The sequence below is a fragment of the Psychrobacter nivimaris genome (genome assembly GCF_009812035.1).
GTDB classification, from domain to species: domain Bacteria; phylum Pseudomonadota; class Gammaproteobacteria; order Pseudomonadales; family Moraxellaceae; genus Psychrobacter; species Psychrobacter nivimaris.
On the sequence record NZ_VZIZ01000019.1, the window covers coordinates 157,121 to 174,176 of the forward strand.

The 17,056-nt window shown below is 41.6% G+C and carries 12 protein-coding genes and 1 pseudogene; 4 read left to right on the forward strand and 9 right to left on the reverse strand.

Translation table 11 applies throughout. The features are described from left to right. Nucleotides 1-263: 263 nt before the first annotated feature. From FQV37_RS08855 to minE, 4 genes are all read left to right on the forward strand, one after another. Nucleotides 264-1,361 carry a hypothetical protein gene (locus tag FQV37_RS08855; protein ID WP_227526578.1) on the forward strand — a complete coding sequence of 366 codons (1,098 nt, stop codon included), beginning with the start codon at nucleotides 264-266 and terminating at the stop codon, nucleotides 1,359-1,361. A gap of 71 nt (nucleotides 1,362-1,432) precedes the next feature. After that, nucleotides 1,433-2,257 carry a septum site-determining protein MinC gene (minC, locus tag FQV37_RS08860; protein WP_160022424.1) on the forward strand — a complete coding sequence of 275 codons (825 nt, stop codon included), beginning with the start codon at nucleotides 1,433-1,435 and terminating at the stop codon, nucleotides 2,255-2,257. 289 nt (nucleotides 2,258-2,546) lie between these two features. Next, a complete protein-coding gene (minD, locus tag FQV37_RS08865) occupies nucleotides 2,547-3,359 on the forward strand; it encodes a septum site-determining protein MinD (protein WP_057761560.1) in 813 nt (270 codons plus the stop codon). A gap of 2 nt (nucleotides 3,360-3,361) precedes the next feature. Beyond that, a complete protein-coding gene (gene minE, locus FQV37_RS08870) occupies nucleotides 3,362-3,652 on the forward strand; it encodes a cell division topological specificity factor MinE (protein ID WP_057762631.1) in 291 nt (96 codons plus the stop codon). Between the two features lie 85 nt (nucleotides 3,653-3,737). Here minE and FQV37_RS08875 read toward each other — a convergent pair whose 3' ends face one another. From FQV37_RS08875 to pilG, 9 genes and pseudogenes are all read right to left on the reverse strand, one after another. Further along, complete coding sequence (locus FQV37_RS08875; RefSeq protein ID WP_160022426.1) at nucleotides 3,738-4,265, reverse strand: cytochrome b; 528 nt, start codon at nucleotides 4,263-4,265, stop codon at nucleotides 3,738-3,740. Between the two features lie 138 nt (nucleotides 4,266-4,403). After that, nucleotides 4,404-4,901, reverse strand: coding sequence for a hypothetical protein (locus FQV37_RS08880; protein ID WP_160022428.1), 498 nt, complete (start codon nucleotides 4,899-4,901; stop codon nucleotides 4,404-4,406). 17 nt (nucleotides 4,902-4,918) lie between these two features. Beyond that, the gene (locus FQV37_RS08885; protein ID WP_160022430.1) at nucleotides 4,919-5,914 is read right to left on the reverse strand and encodes a chemotaxis protein CheB; all 996 of its coding nucleotides are present in this window, start codon (nucleotides 5,912-5,914) and stop codon (nucleotides 4,919-4,921) included. Continuing rightward, nucleotides 5,904-12,779, reverse strand: a complete 6,876-nt coding sequence (locus tag FQV37_RS08890; protein ID WP_160022432.1) for an Hpt domain-containing protein — start codon at nucleotides 12,777-12,779, stop codon at nucleotides 5,904-5,906. The genes FQV37_RS08885 and FQV37_RS08890 overlap by 11 nt, the downstream gene beginning before the upstream one ends. A 30-nt stretch (nucleotides 12,780-12,809) precedes the next feature. After that, the gene (locus FQV37_RS08895) at nucleotides 12,810-13,667 is read right to left on the reverse strand and encodes a CheR family methyltransferase (protein WP_160022434.1); all 858 of its coding nucleotides are present in this window, start codon (nucleotides 13,665-13,667) and stop codon (nucleotides 12,810-12,812) included. A 185-nt stretch (nucleotides 13,668-13,852) separates the two neighbouring features. Further along, nucleotides 13,853-15,139: pseudogene (locus FQV37_RS08900) on the reverse strand (methyl-accepting chemotaxis protein); the annotation flags it as partial. Between the two features lie 303 nt (nucleotides 15,140-15,442). Further along, nucleotides 15,443-15,973, reverse strand: coding sequence for a chemotaxis protein CheW (locus FQV37_RS08905; protein ID WP_160022438.1), 531 nt, complete (start codon nucleotides 15,971-15,973; stop codon nucleotides 15,443-15,445). Nucleotides 15,974-15,976: 3 nt separating this feature from the next. Continuing rightward, nucleotides 15,977-16,339: a response regulator gene (locus tag FQV37_RS08910; protein WP_057761573.1), complete on the reverse strand. Its 363-nt coding sequence runs from the start codon at nucleotides 16,337-16,339 to the stop codon at nucleotides 15,977-15,979. Between the two features lie 179 nt (nucleotides 16,340-16,518). After that, entirely contained in the window at nucleotides 16,519-16,896 is a 378-nt protein-coding gene (pilG, locus tag FQV37_RS08915) for a twitching motility response regulator PilG (RefSeq protein WP_057761576.1), read from the reverse strand. Nucleotides 16,897-17,056: the final 160 nt, after the last annotated feature.

Below are 17,056 nucleotides of genomic sequence, written 5' to 3' on the forward strand. Positions count from 1 at the left end.
ATCGAGCACGAGATAAAAAGTTATTGGACAACAAAATTACGGGTACAAATGTCACAATAGTCATATCTTACTTATGATGTTTACTGTTAAAACAGCCATGCATCATAAGTAAATTTTAATTAAGGATGGGTTGTTTTTTAGCCTTATTCATTGATAATGTGACTAATCATGAACTCATAGATTTTCGATGTCTACTTTGATAGTAAATGGTAGTAAATATCGAATTCTGACCCATTTTTTGTGCCATTTATTACTTATAAGGTATGACTGTGCCCACCTCTACTACTAGCTCGCCGTTAGCTACCGAATCTGTTTTGAGTCAGCCTCCTTATCCAATAAGTGATGAGCCACCAAAACCGAACCATCCAAAGCCGAGTCGCTTTAAGCTCACTTACGATATTGTCATGATTATTGCCATCAGTATTGATCTGCTATTGATCAGTATCGACGCTATTTTGATGAGCAATTTTAGTAGTAATGCTGCAGAATGGCTAACCATCAGTGAAGCGCTCAATTGGTATCAAACAACCCTACATGATCCTCTACGCACTGCTGGAGGATTTTTTACTATCTTTTTGGTCGTTGAGTTGCTATTGCGTTGGGCGATTGCCATCAAACAAAAAGTCTATTATCGCTGGTTCTTTTTCCCATTCGTTCATTGGTACGAAGTATTAGGCTGTTTTCCGCAGCTACGTGCTTTGCGACTGCTGCGAGCGGTCGTTATTGGACGACGTCTATATCAGCTTGGCTATCAAGTACTGCCGCAGGCGTGGATCAATCGAATCAAGTTCTACATTGACCTACTGTTAGAAGAACTCTCCGATCGCGTTATTTTGACAGCGATACAAAACTTTCGACAAGAGCTAACCAGTTCAGACACGCATAAATCATTCATCGAGTCGACGATTGCAAAAAATCGAAATGAGATTGAAGCGGCCGTATTGTCCGTACTGCGTACAGAGCTTGCACCAAAGCTGCAGGAACTGACTGCCTCATCAGGTGGCGGCAGTATATTGGCGAGCGAAATGGGTAATGCTATTGAAGAAGGATTGGCCAACACACCTGAGTTGCGCCGCTATCTACGCATGATACCGATCGCGGGCAGCCTTATTGAATCACAGCTACATCACGTCGGGCACAATATCGGTGAGAACGTCGTAAATGCATTAAACAAGCGACTTTTAGACCCTAAGCGCTTGGATATATTAATGATGGAAATTGCTAGCGGTATTGCGCAAATAGATACCAATAATACAGCGCTAGATACCTTAATTTCTAGTATCATTGATGACAGTTTGACTGCGTTTGAAGCGCAAGTAAAAGTGCAGCAATGGAAGCACCAAGATATACTAAATCTATAGTTTAGCTATCTAATAGCATGACGTAATAAGAGACATAATACCGTGACAGAATTATTTTTAAGGGTTTGTATATGACAGTTTCAGCTAACGATAACCAGACTGCACCAGCGCTAGCTTTCTATGGCAAGATGCTGACGTTTTCACGCGTACAGTTTAGTACAAGCGATCTAGCAGCTATAGAAGCTCAGCTAACTGAAACGCTCAGTAATAAATCGAGCAATATCCCTATCCTTATTGATAGTGACGTTGAACAAGATTTATCAGCATTGGTAGAGCTGTTATGGGCATGGGGATTGCAGCCTATTGGCGTGGTGACAGGTATGCTTGATGCGCAAGCACGTGAGCAGCGCTTAGCGATATTCCCAGCAGATGGTAAGCGTATTGAGCGTATATTACCAAGTAAAAAAGCTCCCATCCCTACTCAAAAGGCAGTAGAAAACGATAACGCCGAAGCAGTTAGTGCTAACAACGTCGATGATACTTCTACCACGAGCGAACCTGCCACTGAAACCACACTATCTAATATGCCAACCGAGACATTGGTAAGTACTCAGCATATTACTAGCTTAATCTATGATCAAATGCTGCGTTCAGGACAAAGCCTCAATCACGTTGGTGGCGACTTGATTTTGACCAGTAGTATCAATAGTGGTGCTGAAGCGATTACTGACAATAGCTTGCATGTATATGGCCGTGCACAAGGGCGTTTGGTGGCAGGCGCAACAGGGGATAAAGATGCCCGTATATTCTGCCAAGTCTTTAATCCGTCATTGGTATCAGTAGCAGGAACCTATTGCTTACGAGACAACTTACCTGAGCATGTCATCGACAAGTCGGTGCAAGTGAAATTTGTAGAAGGCGAAGGCTTAGTATTTACTGTGATGGATGAAGTTTAGAACGCCATTAAAAATAATACACCGTGAAGTGACTTTATAGAAAACTAAGGTAGTTAAGCTGCTCTATTCGACAAGCCAAAAACCATAGTTATAACCCTACTAATATTACGCAGAGAGGCTAATTTAGCGATACATAGGTTGTTTTTCTGCTTTAGTATCGAGCTGCTATAAATTTTTGTTTATTTATGCTAGGCTAGCTTCGAAGATAGTGTATATATGTTAGGTGAATAACATGTAATTTTGCTATTTATATAAAAGATATCCCATTGATTCATAGGAGTGTGCCATTGTGGCGAAGATAGTTGTAATCACTTCAGGTAAAGGCGGTGTGGGTAAAACCACGACAAGTGCTTCTTTTGCCGCTGGTTTGGCGTTACGTGGCTATAAAACAGTTGTTATCGACTTTGATGTAGGTCTACGTAATCTAGACTTAATCATGGGTTGCGAAAACAGAATTGTTTATGACTTCGTTGATGTCATCACTGGAAACGCGCGTTTGTCGCAAGCACTTGTCAAAGACAAACAGCTTGAAAACTTATATATCCTGCCCGCCAGTCAGACACGCGATAAAGACGCACTGACAGACGAAGGGGTATCAGAGGTAATGGCTGAACTCTCTAAACAGTTTGACTATATCATTTGTGACTCACCTGCCGGTATCGAGCGCGGTGCACAGCTAGCGATGTATCATGCAGATGAAGCTATTATTGTCACTAACCCTGAGATCTCTTCAGTGCGTGACTCAGATAGAATCATCGGTATTCTGCAAAGTCAGACGAAAAAAGTAGAAGAGAACCAAGGGACTGTTCGCGAGCATTTGATTATTACTCGTTATAATCCTGAACGTGCGGCTGCCAATGAGATGATGGATATTGATACTATCTCAAATGATATCCTAAAAGTTCCACTACTTGGGGTTGTGCCTGAGAGCCATTCTGTGCTTGAAGCGTCCAACCATGGCGAACCAGTTATTCATTATACCGACTCTGTGGCTGGTCAATGTTATGAAGACATTGTCGCCCGTTTCTTGGGTGAAGAGCGTCCATTACGTCATATTGACGTGAAGAAAAAGAGTCTATTACAGCGCTGGTTTGGGGGATAATGATGACTAAGAAAAAAGGATTTTGGAGTAGCCTATTTGGTACTGACGACAACAGTAACGCAGGTAGCGCAAATTTAGCAACTGAGCGTTTAAAAGTTATCGTTGCTAGCGAAAACAGATTGAACAATCGCTTAACGGTTGATCGTATCGAAAAAATGAAACGTGAAATCTTAGAAGTTGTGAACAAATACGTTAACGGTGTGCAAATTGATGATGTCAATATTAACCATCGTTCTGAAGACAGCTTAGATGTGTTAGAGATGAATATCAATTTACCTGAGCATAAGAAATAGCATTCTAACAGTACGTATTTCTACAATGAATAAAAAAAGCCCCAAGTTTGATACTTGGGGCTTTTTGATGTTTATCGATTAAAGATTATTTCATACGGGCAATGAGATTGTCTTTTTTGACAAACTGATGATATAACGCGGCTGCTATATGCAAGACCGTAAAACCAATAATCATTGGCCAGATAATCTCAGTATGCAAGTTATTATAAAAACGAGCCAAACTTCTATCTGGGGTCACGAATACAGGTATCTGAAAAGTACCAAAAATATCGACTGGTCGACCGCCATATACTGCCATCAATAAGCCAACCATTGGCATAGCAATCAGTATGGCATAGAGAGCAAAATGTGACAGCTGAGATACGAGCATTTGCCATTTTGGCATGGCTAACGGTGGTGGTGCCTTGGTAAAAATGCGGTTGATGACTCGGGCAATCATCCAAAATAATAGACTCACGCCGAACGCTTTATGGTATCCAATAAACACATTGCTATCTAAATTCTCATATAGCAGTATCATTAGCCATGTGACTAACAGTAAGGCTGCACTAATCCAATGAAAAATACGGCTACTAACCGACCACTTTGATACATTCGAGTTGGCATTATTCATGAGTGACTCTACTACCTTTATCAGGAATTATCTCTAATCGATTTTATAAGCCAGCTAATGCTCTTCAACAGATGAAGTCATTAACATTACTGGCTTACTATTTATAGAACGGAGAATACCTTAAATAGCGATAAGAATCTAGCTATCCGAATCAATCAGGTGATAGGCAATTTTATCCAAATCTGGCACTAAGTATAGCTCGTCATCAATCATCACTGTTTGATATAGGTAGGATGAGACGTCATTTTTATTAAAGTACTCTTCCCTATCTTCGCCATTGGCAGTACTAAACTGTTCAGGTGTCTCTACATCTTTGACTTCAGAAATTCGTGCTTGCAGCTGACGCAAATCACCTGCTGTCTGTAAGGCAAAACGGTGATCAGTCGTATTACCTTCCAAAACAACCATTTTGTCTGGGATTTGATCTTGCAGTAGCAAATGAAATACAGCCAAATCTTGCTGTTGCCAGTCGTACCTAGAAACCTGCTGCTGGGACTCATCCACACTCAAAATTAGGCTACTTGGAATGATCCAGTCCGGCTGGTTAACTGCTGGAACAATAGTGACGTCAAGCATACCGTTGTTGGTAGTCAACAGACTCACAGCCTCAAACGAATGTTTTAAAATTTGTGTCATACGTCACTCGCAATAAGTTAATGTGAATGGCTAGCTGCCCTTTCACCAATGTAATCGGTTAGTTTTTTTGCTAAATCGGTAGGGCTACCAACAAAATTGCAATACCCTGAGTCAATGATAGCCTGAGGCTGACTTGGACATGCACTCAAGCTCGGATCTTGTGCCCATAATTGACTGTTATTGTCTTGGATTAAGTCTAGATACTGAGAGCCATCATTACCCATACCTGAAAATATAATATTAATAAGCTCGCTACCATGAACATCACTGGTATTTTTGAGCAGCTGCCCGATTGCAGGCTTATATTCACCATGCCAATCTTGATCCAATAGTATCACGCGACCTGTTGAATCACAGACAACCTGCTTATCAATAGGTACTATCAGACACTCTCCTGCTCGTATCCGCTGTGAAGAAGCAATAATCTTACAGCGCCAGTCGTTATGACGATTAAGTATGCGGGGCAACGTACCAATCATAGCCTGATTAAAATGATGTGCCAATAAAATACAAATTGGCAGTGTGGCTGGTACGTTATCTAAAAACTCTTTGACCGCGCTAGGACCACCCATAGAAGCACCCAAAAATACGACATAATGCCAGTCAGTATCAGCACTCTTGTAAGCTGGAGCATCTACCAATATTGGCAAGTCAAGCAATTGGGCAAATTTACGCTTCAACTTACGCTGCCATTTTGCATATTCTTGGGATTCGTTTAGGTACGGAGCCTGACTGAAGCCTACCAGTACTGCTGCTGGTTTGGATGCCACCGTCGCTATTGCCACACTGTCATCATAATCACTGTCTATCAGCCAAATATCGATAGCTGAGTTAGAAAGCTCACCTGTTTCCTGCCACTGTGCTCGTGATACACAGCCGACCAGCGTAAAGCCAAAACCACGTACCGTATCTGAAAAAGCCATGCGCTGGCGATGGTCTTCTGCCACCACCATCACTTTAATATCGTTTCTATTTTTTTTTCGCAGCGCTAAAACACGTGCATTATCCTTCATTAGTCAGGCTGACCCCTTCACCTAGTAATTTTTGCATTTTATCAAGCAGCTCTTTTTCTTGGAATGGTTTACCCATATAGTCATTTACACCAATCTCTAGGGCACGCTCACGATGCTTTTCGCCAGTACGTGACGTTATCATAATAATTGGAATTTGCTTTAGACGACTATTATGTCGGACTTGAGTGGCGACCTCGAAGCCGTCCATACGAGGCATTTCAATATCAAGCAATATCATGTCTGGTGTCATATCTTGCAATATCTCAATTGCATCAATACCATCTTTAGCGACTGCCACATTGAACCCTTGGCGCTCTAAGAAACGTGAGGTTACTTTACGTACCGTCACGGAGTCATCGACGACTAGAATGGTAGATTTAGACTCTATACGTCCTCTTTTAGCATCAGCAGCTTTCGTAATATTCTTGACCAATTGCGCATTACGCATAAGGGCAATCAAATCTAAGATGAGCATGACCGAGCCATCACCCATAATAGTAGCAGCTGAAACCCCTGGAATATTTGATAACTGTTGGCCTAAAGGTTTGACAACAACTTCTATGCGCGAACCTGCAATCTGATCCACTTGCAAAGCGATATTCTGTCCAGTACGGTTTTTAATAATGATAAGCGGTAAGCTGGTATTGGTATTTACCACCAACTCATTTAACTTATTGCCTGATAAAATTTCATTTAGATAGCGTACTCGATACTCTGTGTCTTCAAAATTCAATGTGGCATCATTTGATTGATAATAGTCATAGAGCTTCTCTGGGTTCACTCGAACCACGCGCTCAATCTGTACCAATGGAATCGCATAGTAGCGATCTGCAGCACGAACAACCAACGCGTCAGACACGGCTACCGTCAATGGTAGACGCATTGTGAAACTAGAGCCTTTACCCAACTCTGAAACGACGGATACTGAGCCACCTAGTTGACGAATTTCACTAATAACAACGTCCATACCAACGCCGCGTCCAGAAATCTGAGTCACTTGCTGACTAGTACTTAATCCAGCGTTGAAAATATATTGCATAATATCAAGGTCTGACAGACTATTATCATCTGCATCAATTAGACCCTGAGAGATGGCTTTACTACGTACTGCTTCAACATCAATACCTCGCCCATCATCTGTTAATTGAATGACGATTTCACTACCTTCACGACGGACCTCAAGGGTGATACGACCGCTACGCTCTTTGCCTGACTTCAGACGGGTTGACGTGGTTTCAATACCATGGTCGACAGCATTACGTAACATATGCTCAAGCGGTGACGTAATGCGCTCTAGGATGGCTCTATCCATCTCGTCATCAGCATTAACAATGGTCAGTTCAACAGACTTATTAAGCTCGTTAGCTGTTTGACGTACGATACGTTCCAGACGTGGTGTCAAGCGTGTAAATGGCACCATACGTGAATTCATCAAACCGTCTTGCAGTTCCGTCTGGGTACGAGATAACTGTAGCAGCAGGCTTTCGCTATCACGTGTCTTTTCTAATAATGTATGATTAATATCAACCAAATCTGAGGCCGACTCTGTTAAAGATTTAGACAGCTGATTCAAAGATGAGTATTGATCCATCTCTAGAGGGTCAAAGTCTTCATTATCGATGAGTTCCTCATCTATTTGAGATAGAATCTGTGCTTCTAGCTCGATCTCCATACGACGTAGCTGATCTGCCAAACGTTGTACTGTCGTACCCATCTCTTCAATACTGTTTGTTAGACTACTGATACCCATATCGATACGAGCACGGTTAATCGCTGACTCACCAGATAAATTAATCATGTGCTCAATTAAACCACCCGAGATACGAATCATCTCATTGCTACTAGCGCTCTGATCTTCCTCATGAGTATCTCTAAGCATAGACGGCATTTCACTGATATCTTTTGCAAGATACTGCGAATCTTGGTTTTCTTTGGCAATCAAGATTGCTTCACGCTGGGCTTGTAGAGACTCTTTAGGTATCGTTTTTAGGCTATCAGGGTTTCTACCAAATTGCTCCAACGCTTCAATTAACAGCGTAGGCGTCGGTGGATTAACATGTTGTTGAAGAATAAATACTGCATCAGCCAGCCAGTCATGACTTGCAACCAGCAACTCTAATACTTTTTTGGTGGCTGGACGTCGATTACTGACAAAATCCGTATAGACCGACTCCATCTCGTGCGCCAAATCAGCAATACCAGAGGCAGTAACCATTCGTGCGCCACCCTTTATGGTATGCAAGTCACGTTGGAGCGCTTGTAACGCTGTGGTATTACTCGTATCTTTTAAGAACAAGTGCAGATACTTATTACGATTGGTAAGCTCTTCTGCTTCTTCTAAAAATACCGCTAATATATCAGGATCAGGCAATCCATTGGCCCATGATTGCTTAATCATGCTATCCAGACTTAGGGTACTCAATGCCTCATTATCACTATCAACAACATTGGCAGCAATGCTACGCTCTGTAGGTTCAAAGTGATTTTTTGGTACTGGTATGACTAGATCGACTACCTCTGGTAACGTTTTTGCTTTTTCAAGCTGATGCAACTGCTCAATGAGCTCTGGAGTAAAGAAAGATTTCTTATGACTCACAATATGCATCACTTGTAGTGACATCGTATCTTGCACCATTTGCATGATTTCAAGCCACTGCGCGGTTGGCGCTCTTCGGTTCTCTACAAACGACTCATAGACGCTTTCTGCTTCGTGGGTTAAATCACCAATACTACGGATACCGGCCATCCGTGCACCGCCTTTAATCGTGTGCAAATGACGCTGTAGAACTTTCAGCGCATTGATATTGGTGATATCGGCACGCCACTTATTGAAGCTTTCATCTAGTGCAGTATCAAGCTCTTGTGCTTCTTCTAAAAATATTTCTAATAGCTCAATATCAGTGTCAATGGTTTCAAACTGTAGCTCAGTTGCTGGAACAACTCTAACGGTGAAGCCAACGTCCTCGTTCTCATCCCTTTCTTGATAAATACTCTGTAGATCATCAATGACTTGTTTATCTATTTTTAAGGAGGTACTTCCAGCTAAAGCATCAAACAAGCCTATCAGCTGAGCATGACCTGCGTGCAATATTGCTTGAATGTCTTGATTTTGAGCTATATCGATATGATTACTTAAATAACGATACGCATTACCCAGTTCATCTAAAATTGTGACAAATTTTGGAAATGCTTGCGCTTTTTCCATAAGAGAAGCTATTTGTGAAACTTGCTGCTCTATATAGTCTTGAATATGCTCTATCTCAGTATGATTCAACGCATCATCTAATTCCCACTCAGCATCGAGTAACGTATCAATATTACTGTCTAATAACTCTTCTATCGTCGGTTTCTTATTGGTCATGACAGTAGTGTCATTAGTCACGTATTGCTCACCGAGCATGGCTTGCAATGACGCTATATCATGCTGACTCTGCGACCCATCGTCCTCTGTTGATACATCGTGCTGCTCTATATTTTGCTTATAGTTATTTAGATAACCCTCTATTAATGTGGCTGACTGGGCTAATGCTGCTAAGTGCTGAGCATTCATGCCTATATCTTGTTGTTGTAACGACTCCAAGCTATGCTCGATGGTCGCACTGACTTCGCTGATAGCAGCCAAAGCATTAGAACCCGAAGCGCCGCGCAAAGTATGAAATGCGCGTACGATTTCATCTGTGATTTCTATATGATGCTGTTCTCTATTGTCTTTGACAAACTGTTCGATACAATCAAGCAGCTCTTCTGCTTCATCAATAAATATCTTACAAAATGCCTTTTCTTCTTCGGTTTGAGGGGTAAGGACAACCGTTGCCTCTGCCATTTTTTCATTGACCGAATGAAAGGTCTGTAAAGTAGAGTCTATTGCTTCATTACTGTGGTCATCATAAGCATTGCCAGTCTCAGTCGTATCAGACCATGGCGTCTTTTCTTCCATCTCATCTATAGAGCTATCTACTGATTGTGCAAACAACGCAGAATAACTAAATCCATTACCCTGCTGTTTGCTATACGCATCAGCACATGCAATCCATACTGGGACAACAGCTGGATAGTCTTGAGTACCTTGTTCAAATGCTATGAGCATATCAGGATAAGCTGCCAATACATCTGTAATTAACTGACACATATCAGCTGAGATAGCGACACTCTTATCCAAAATACGGTTGAGCATGTTTTCTATAGACCATGCCAATTCCGCTGTATAGTTAGCGCCTACCATGCGGCCCGAACCTTTCAAGGTATGGAAACCACGGCGAATATCTTTTAATCCCTCTAGATCGGTCGAATTTTTCTGCCAGCTTTCATACAACGGCACAATTTCTGCCAATACTTCATTGGCCTCTTCTATAAATATCTCTTTGATATCAGGATCTGCATCGTCGGCATCGGCTGGTAGTTGATTAGTCTCTCTAATAAAAGGTGCAAGACTCTCTGGAATATCCAATGTAGATAGATATTCGTTGATATTTGCGTCTTCGTTATTCGAGTCAGTGACTAACTCGGTACTATCGTTATTAGAATCGTTATCAACATCATCAATCTCTAGTAGAGATTTTTCTAATTCTGCATCATCTGACATAAGCTCTTTAGGAGCAAGTTCAGCTAGCGTCAGTCCAGTGTTGACCGGCTGCTGATTCATAAGATTGCTACTTTGTAAGATAGCAATCGCAGGGTCAAAGCTTGGTGGGCGCTGCGCTGAAAAATCTGCTACCAATTCTGGTAGAATTTTTGTGGTATCAACCACTAGATTTACAACATCATCTGTTACTGGCAATGTTTTATCTAATAAACGATTGAGTAGGTTTTCGATTGACCATGCTATCTCGCTGATACTAAAGGCACCAACCATACGACCTGAGCCTTTTAGAGTGTGAAAACCTCTACGCACTTCAGTCAATGGTGTTAGGTCTTGTGAGTCTTGCGCCCAGATAGGAAGAAAATCTTCAAGATCAGTAATAATTTCAGTCACTTCTTCAATAAAGATATCGTGGACATCTTCATCTGTTTCAAAGTTATCAGGCTTCACGTGTTCACGAGCTTGCTTTAGTGCAGCACTTTCAGTACTGTTGGACAGACTCACATTATCTTGTTCAACTACATTTGCATCGTCTGTATTGATAACAGGGCTAATTTCACCACTATCATCATAACGTACAACATTCGTCGCAGTTGACTCTTGAGCGAATACAGTCTCGTTAAGCGTTTCTGGTGAATTGATATCAGTATCAAGAAGCTGTGTTGCTCTGGCCGTATGTTCATTTGCTAAAGTGAGCAACTGCTGATCAAAAACCTGCTGCGCAAGATAATCAAGTAATAGCTCAATAGACGTTAAGCTCTCAGCCAACGCCTGCACCAAACTCCAGCTCGGGGTAGTGATATTACGAGTAGTTAACTGTGTAAATAGACTACCGATATCATCCATAGTATGACGAATTTCTGGCAATTCCATATCGTCAAAAGCTTGACCAATACTGGTAAACTCAGTAGACGCTGGTAATAATCCTATATCTTGATGTTGTATATAATCGTTGAAATTTTGCTTTATCTTTTCTACTGCAATTCGAAGCTCACGTAGGCCATCATCGGTAGGAATAGAGTCATGTTTACTTGTTAATTCTGTCTCGTTACTATTTATCACTTCAGGCATAGTAGCGAAAGAGGTCGCATCACCAATCTTAAGAGAAATGGTTTGCTCAGTACTATAAATAGCGTTGTATAGCTCTTGCAGCTTGCGTTCAATTTGCCACTGCTCTTGCGCAAAACTTGTTTCTGATACAAGAGACTGTTTCAAATCTGCAAGGATGGATTCCACCTGAGACACGTAGTAAGTCCAGCCTCGGTTTTTGAGCTGCTCTCTGATATGTTGTAAAGGAGCTACCAAGCTATCTGGCTCATCCAGTTTGAAAATAAGCGCATCAATCTGAGTTAATAATTGCGGTAAAAAACGAGACGCTGTCGTGGTACTTTGAGATACTTTATCCAAAATAGACTGAGTACGTTTGCTACTGTGCGCTAGATAACTCAATTCAACATAGATTGCGGTGGTCAATCTTACAACTATAGTTGAAGGTACTTCATTTGACTGGGCATAAGATTCTATAACTTGATCAAGCTGACCTAATAATGGTGCATAACGCTCAGGAAGTGGCGTCTCATTTTGAGCCAGTTCACTTAGCAGTAATTCGGTTAAATACCATAGTCTTTGTAAACCACTATCTTGTGTTGTCTGCCTAAGATACTGGCTAGCTTTTTCTAAGGTACTGAGTGCTGCTGACTGATTTGTATTAGTGATCAGTAATGCTTGTACTTGCTGACGCCATACGAGTAGCAACTGCTGACACTGTTCACTTGTCAATCTAGCGGTAGCTTGTTCTGTCGGCACGGCCGCTTCAATACTATTGATAATATTTTCGTTATTCGCATGATCATTCGTGTATTCATGCTCAATATCACTAATTTTTACAGGAATGTCAGTTTCTATGTCTCGTTGAGACAAAGCTTGGGTCAGCTCATCAACTGCCCTGTTTATCAGCTCTATATGATAGATCCCTGTACGCGCATACTGATTGATCTCTCGTTGCAACAATCGATGAGAGAACTGACCTATACGACGCTCTTTAATAGAAAAATCATCATAATTTCTTAATCCTGCAAGTTGACTCAACTTACTAGCAACATCTGCTAATAAAGGTAGTTTAAGTATGATGAGCGCACCGCTAATCTGATGATAACTTGGTATCATCTGTTCATTATCGATGCTAGATTCACCTAATTGCCAACCGTCAGATATCTGCGCTAACTGCTGATTGAATAATGGTAGCAACCACTGAAACGTCACTATGTCATTGGGCTGGTTTTTCATAGGTTTATCCTAACTCGTCTATGCACTAATTTAGGCACTAATTTTTTGCCACACATTAACCTGTGGGTGCGCAATGCGGCGCATATTTGAAGGACGCCAGAACAACGCCTCACCTGGAGCCAATACAATATATCCCTCTAACGCGCATTGATCTGATAACCGTGCCAAAATATCACGCTGATCAAATTTACGAAAATATAGCAGCATGTTTTGGCAAATAATCACATTCTGAAGATGCGTAGTGGGTGGTTTTTGTTCAATAATATTATGTACAGAAAAACTGACATGTGGCTGCAATACAGGTGCTACCTGCCAATTCTCCTGCATACTATTAGCCGCTTCTGATGTGCTAGGCTTCAATCTGTTTAATCTACCTTTAGATGGCAGCGGCTGAACAAACGACTGACATGATTGCGGGATTAAAGTTTGCTGCCTGTTATCATACTGCCCCAACCGTGCGCTTTTAATAGCCTCTTCACTGATGTCTGTCCCTAATATGACATAGTCTTGACATCGCTGTGCGGCCAAGCTCATGGCCAGTGACCAAGCTTCTTGTCCACTTGCGCAGCCAACACTCCAAATACGAAATAAACTATCAATGTTGCCTGCTTTATGATGCTGTAATGCATACTCTGTAACAAAGTCGATAGAGGGTCTATGTCGAAAGAAGCGACTCTCATGAATGAGCACTTTGTCTAACAACTGCTGACGCAACTCATTGTTTCTCGATAATTGATACCATAATTGTTGAACGCTCAATCCGTTCGACATCGCCGTACAGTCGATTGCATTAGCCAGCCACTGTAGCTGTATGTCTGGCAGCACAAATCCAGTTTCTTGCTCTATGTAATTCTGCCATCGCTGCACATCCAAACTGTCGACTTTCATCAAAGTATTACCCAATGTCAGATCAACTGTATTAAGCAGATGGTTTAACTAATTAACACCATCTATGCCAGACAAATCGTCTACTATAATTACGGCTTCTTTCTATCATTCTTGATACAGCAGTTTTGTTCAATATAAAGAACAATCAAATGCTACCAATCTTGCTCTAACAGAATAACTAATCACTAAACGCTTTCTTTCAATGGGGCTTCCGTATCTAACACTTCATAATCTACTAGCTCGTCGTCGTTCGATACCTTAAAGCCCGTTACCGATTCCTGTAGTGCTGCTGCCATTTCACTTAGCTCACCAATAGAACGGGCTGTTGCCATCGTTCCAGAAGAAGTTTGCGAGGTAATATCTTGAATGATGTTCATGGTGTGAGAAATGTGACCAGCAGACTCAGCCTGTTGTAAAGCAGCATTTGAGATGTTTTGAATCAAATCAGCCAAAGTATTAGAAACGCTCTGTACTTCTTCTAGTGCTTCACCCGCATCTTTCGCTAAGCGCGCACCGCGTACAACTTCAGAAGTTGTTGACTCCATCGACATAACTGCTTCGTTGGTATCGGCCTGAATGGTTTTTACCAATGTTTCAATCTGCTTAGTAGCGTTCGCTGAACGCTCAGCCAGACGCTGTACCTCATCAGCAACAACCGCGAAGCCTCGGCCCGCTTCCCCTGCCATCGATGCCTGAATAGCGGCGTTCAATGCCAAAACGTTGGTCTGGTCAGCAATATCGTTAATTAGTCCAACGATATCACCAATCTCTTGCGAAGATTCACCAAGGCGCTTAATACGTTTTGATGTTTCTTGAATCTGGTCACGAATAACGTTCATACCCTCAATAGAGCGTTGTACAACTTCTGCCCCGTTATGAGAAATAGCAACTGAACGCTGGGCAACCGTTGCAGATTCTGCAGCGTTGTTTGAAACCTGATCAATTGAGACAGTCATCTCATTAATAGCGGCTGATACACCAGCAATTTCTTGTGCTTGGTGTTCAGAAGCTTCGGCCAGTTCAACAGCATTCATCTGCGTTTGATCAGAAGATTGCGATACACGGTCAGCAGTGCTGTTAATAACCAGTACCAACTGTCGTAATTGGTCAATCGCAAAGTTGACTGAATCAGCAATCGCCCCTGTAAAGTCTTCTGATACAGTCGCATTGACGGTCAAATCACCCTCTGCCAAATCACCCAATTCATCAAGTAGACGTAAAATAGCGATCTGGTTACGTTCGTTTTCTTCTTGGATTTGACGCGCTCGCTCAGACTCAGCTTCTGCTTCTTGGCGACGACGCAAGGTTTCTTTCTCAATAAGTGATCGCTCTGATCCACCACGGTGTTTCAGTAGCTGGTACAAAGCAAACAGAATCCCTAATGCGCCGATTGCAAATACAGCCGCTGGCAAGATAACGGATTGATTGAAACTATCGAAATACTGACTTACCGATGATAGCGAGTTAACTAGCCAAATCAGACAAGCCAAACTTAATAGAACAAAAAATCCTAACAATAGCTTCCAAGTACTATCAGCGTCTTTGCCATCTGCTGATGTTTTAGCCATACCAGCTACAGGTTTTTTTATCACATCACTCATCTTGCGTCTTCCTTTCAAACAGTCATCAAAGTCTAATTGTGGCTGACTTTGACAATCGTATTGTTATCTAAACAATGATTAGCAAAGCCTGTATAAATGCTGACATCGAACCCTATTATGTCAGTCGCTATTTCTCTGTCGTTACTTAACAGACAGGTCTTCTATTATCGACAATTATATTGCAGCATCTGAATACTGAGGATCTTGTGCGAGCAAACTTGGCATAAATACATACCAGTCTTGGTCATTTTTGAAAAACTTGCCATGGTTATAAGGCGCAAACGGCGACTCTGGATCTATGGCTTCTGGACGATACTGTTCTTGTGTGAACTGTTCGATACCAAGTACTTGATCCACCAGCAGTCCTGAAAAGTTATTGTCATAATCAATGACGATAACTTTCCGTTGGCTCATTTGTGTCAAGCGACTAGGGACTTGCAAAAAATGCGACAAATCCGTTAAAGGTAAGAGTCGCCCACGAATGTTGGCAATACCTAGCATCCATGGCTTTACTAGAGGTAGGCTAGTATATTCTGGCATAGATAATACCTCTGATACCTGACCCATAGGGGCAACTAAGCGCTGCCCACCAATTTCAAATACCACACCTTGCCAATCAAACTCTTGGCCACCGCGGCGACCGCTTTTGCGCGCGCGTGCCAAATCTGCTAAACGCAGAAGCTCGATAAATCCTCTAGAAGCCACAAGTTACTCCATCACTTTGCGAATCATATTGACCAATCCACTTTCATCAACTGGTTTGTTCATATATTCTTTAGCGCCTTGACGCTTGCCCCAAACTCTATCTGTCTCTTGGTTTTTGGTACTAATCATAATGACAGGGATATGAGCAGTGGTTTTACCGCGGGTAATCTTGCGCGTGGCCTGAAAACCATTCATTTCTGGCATTACCACATCCATCAAAATCACATCTGGCAAATGTTCAGCTGCCATCTGGCAACCCTGCTCACCATTAGTCGCTTCCAACACTTGAAAGTTGTTTTTGGCAAGCATATCGCGAAATTTCGCCATTTCTGATGGCGAGTCGTCAATGACTAAAACGGTAGTCATAGGAGGTTCCTTTAAGTTCTAAAATATCTGTGAAGATATATTGATATATGGTTCAGATAAAATGATTAAAAATAGCACTTATAAATCGACTGGTAGCCATTCTTTAATCATGATTACTCAGTATTGAATAATCTGGAGCGATAATATCAATCACTCCCTGTAAGTCTATATTTATTCGATTAACGGTACTGATTAATAGCATCAAAAAGCTCATCTTTACTAAATGGCTTAGTCAGATACTCATCAGAACCTACAATACGACCACGTGCCTTATCAAATAGACCATCTTTAGATGACAACATAATTACCGGTTTATTAGCATAATCAGGGTTATTTTTTATCAGCGCACAAGTCTGATATCCATCTAGACGTGGCATCATAATGTCGACAAAAATAATATCTGGATTGTTATCTACAATCTTCGCTAACGCATCAAAACCATCGATAGCGGTCACTACTTCACAGCCCGCTTTTTGTAATAAAGTTTCTGCAGTACGGCGAATGGTTTTTGAATCATCAATTACCATTACTTTTAAACCTTCAAAATTATTTTCCATTCTCATTGTCCTGTAAACGACTATTTGTTCGTAACGCTATCTAGCAATACAAAGTTTGCTTGGCTATTTTAAACTTTTATATCATCTATTGTCAGATCGATACCCCACTCTCAACTTGAAATAAGCAAATCAAACTGAAGAGGCGGATTACCAAGTTTTT

What these genes read in the sequence shown, in the direction of transcription:
- FQV37_RS08890 (WP_160022432.1), bottom strand. Translation starts at nt 12,779, where the DNA reads ATGAAAAACCAGCCCAATGACATAGTGACGTTTCAGTGGTTGCTACCA.
- FQV37_RS08855 (WP_227526578.1), top strand. Translation starts at nt 264, where the DNA reads ATGACTGTGCCCACCTCTACTACTAGCTCGCCGTTAGCTACCGAATCT.
- minE (WP_057762631.1), top strand. Translation starts at nt 3,362, where the DNA reads ATGACTAAGAAAAAAGGATTTTGGAGTAGCCTATTTGGTACTGACGAC.
- pilG (WP_057761576.1), bottom strand. Translation starts at nt 16,896, where the DNA reads ATGGAAAATAATTTTGAAGGTTTAAAAGTAATGGTAATTGATGATTCA.
- FQV37_RS08885 (WP_160022430.1), bottom strand. Translation starts at nt 5,914, where the DNA reads ATGAAGGATAATGCACGTGTTTTAGCGCTGCGAAAAAAAAATAGAAAC.
- FQV37_RS08910 (WP_057761573.1), bottom strand. Translation starts at nt 16,339, where the DNA reads ATGACTACCGTTTTAGTCATTGACGACTCGCCATCAGAAATGGCGAAA.
- FQV37_RS08895 (WP_160022434.1), bottom strand. Translation starts at nt 13,667, where the DNA reads ATGAAAGTCGACAGTTTGGATGTGCAGCGATGGCAGAATTACATAGAG.
- FQV37_RS08875 (WP_160022426.1), bottom strand. Translation starts at nt 4,265, where the DNA reads ATGAATAATGCCAACTCGAATGTATCAAAGTGGTCGGTTAGTAGCCGT.
- FQV37_RS08880 (WP_160022428.1), bottom strand. Translation starts at nt 4,901, where the DNA reads ATGACACAAATTTTAAAACATTCGTTTGAGGCTGTGAGTCTGTTGACT.
- minC (WP_160022424.1), top strand. Translation starts at nt 1,433, where the DNA reads ATGACAGTTTCAGCTAACGATAACCAGACTGCACCAGCGCTAGCTTTC.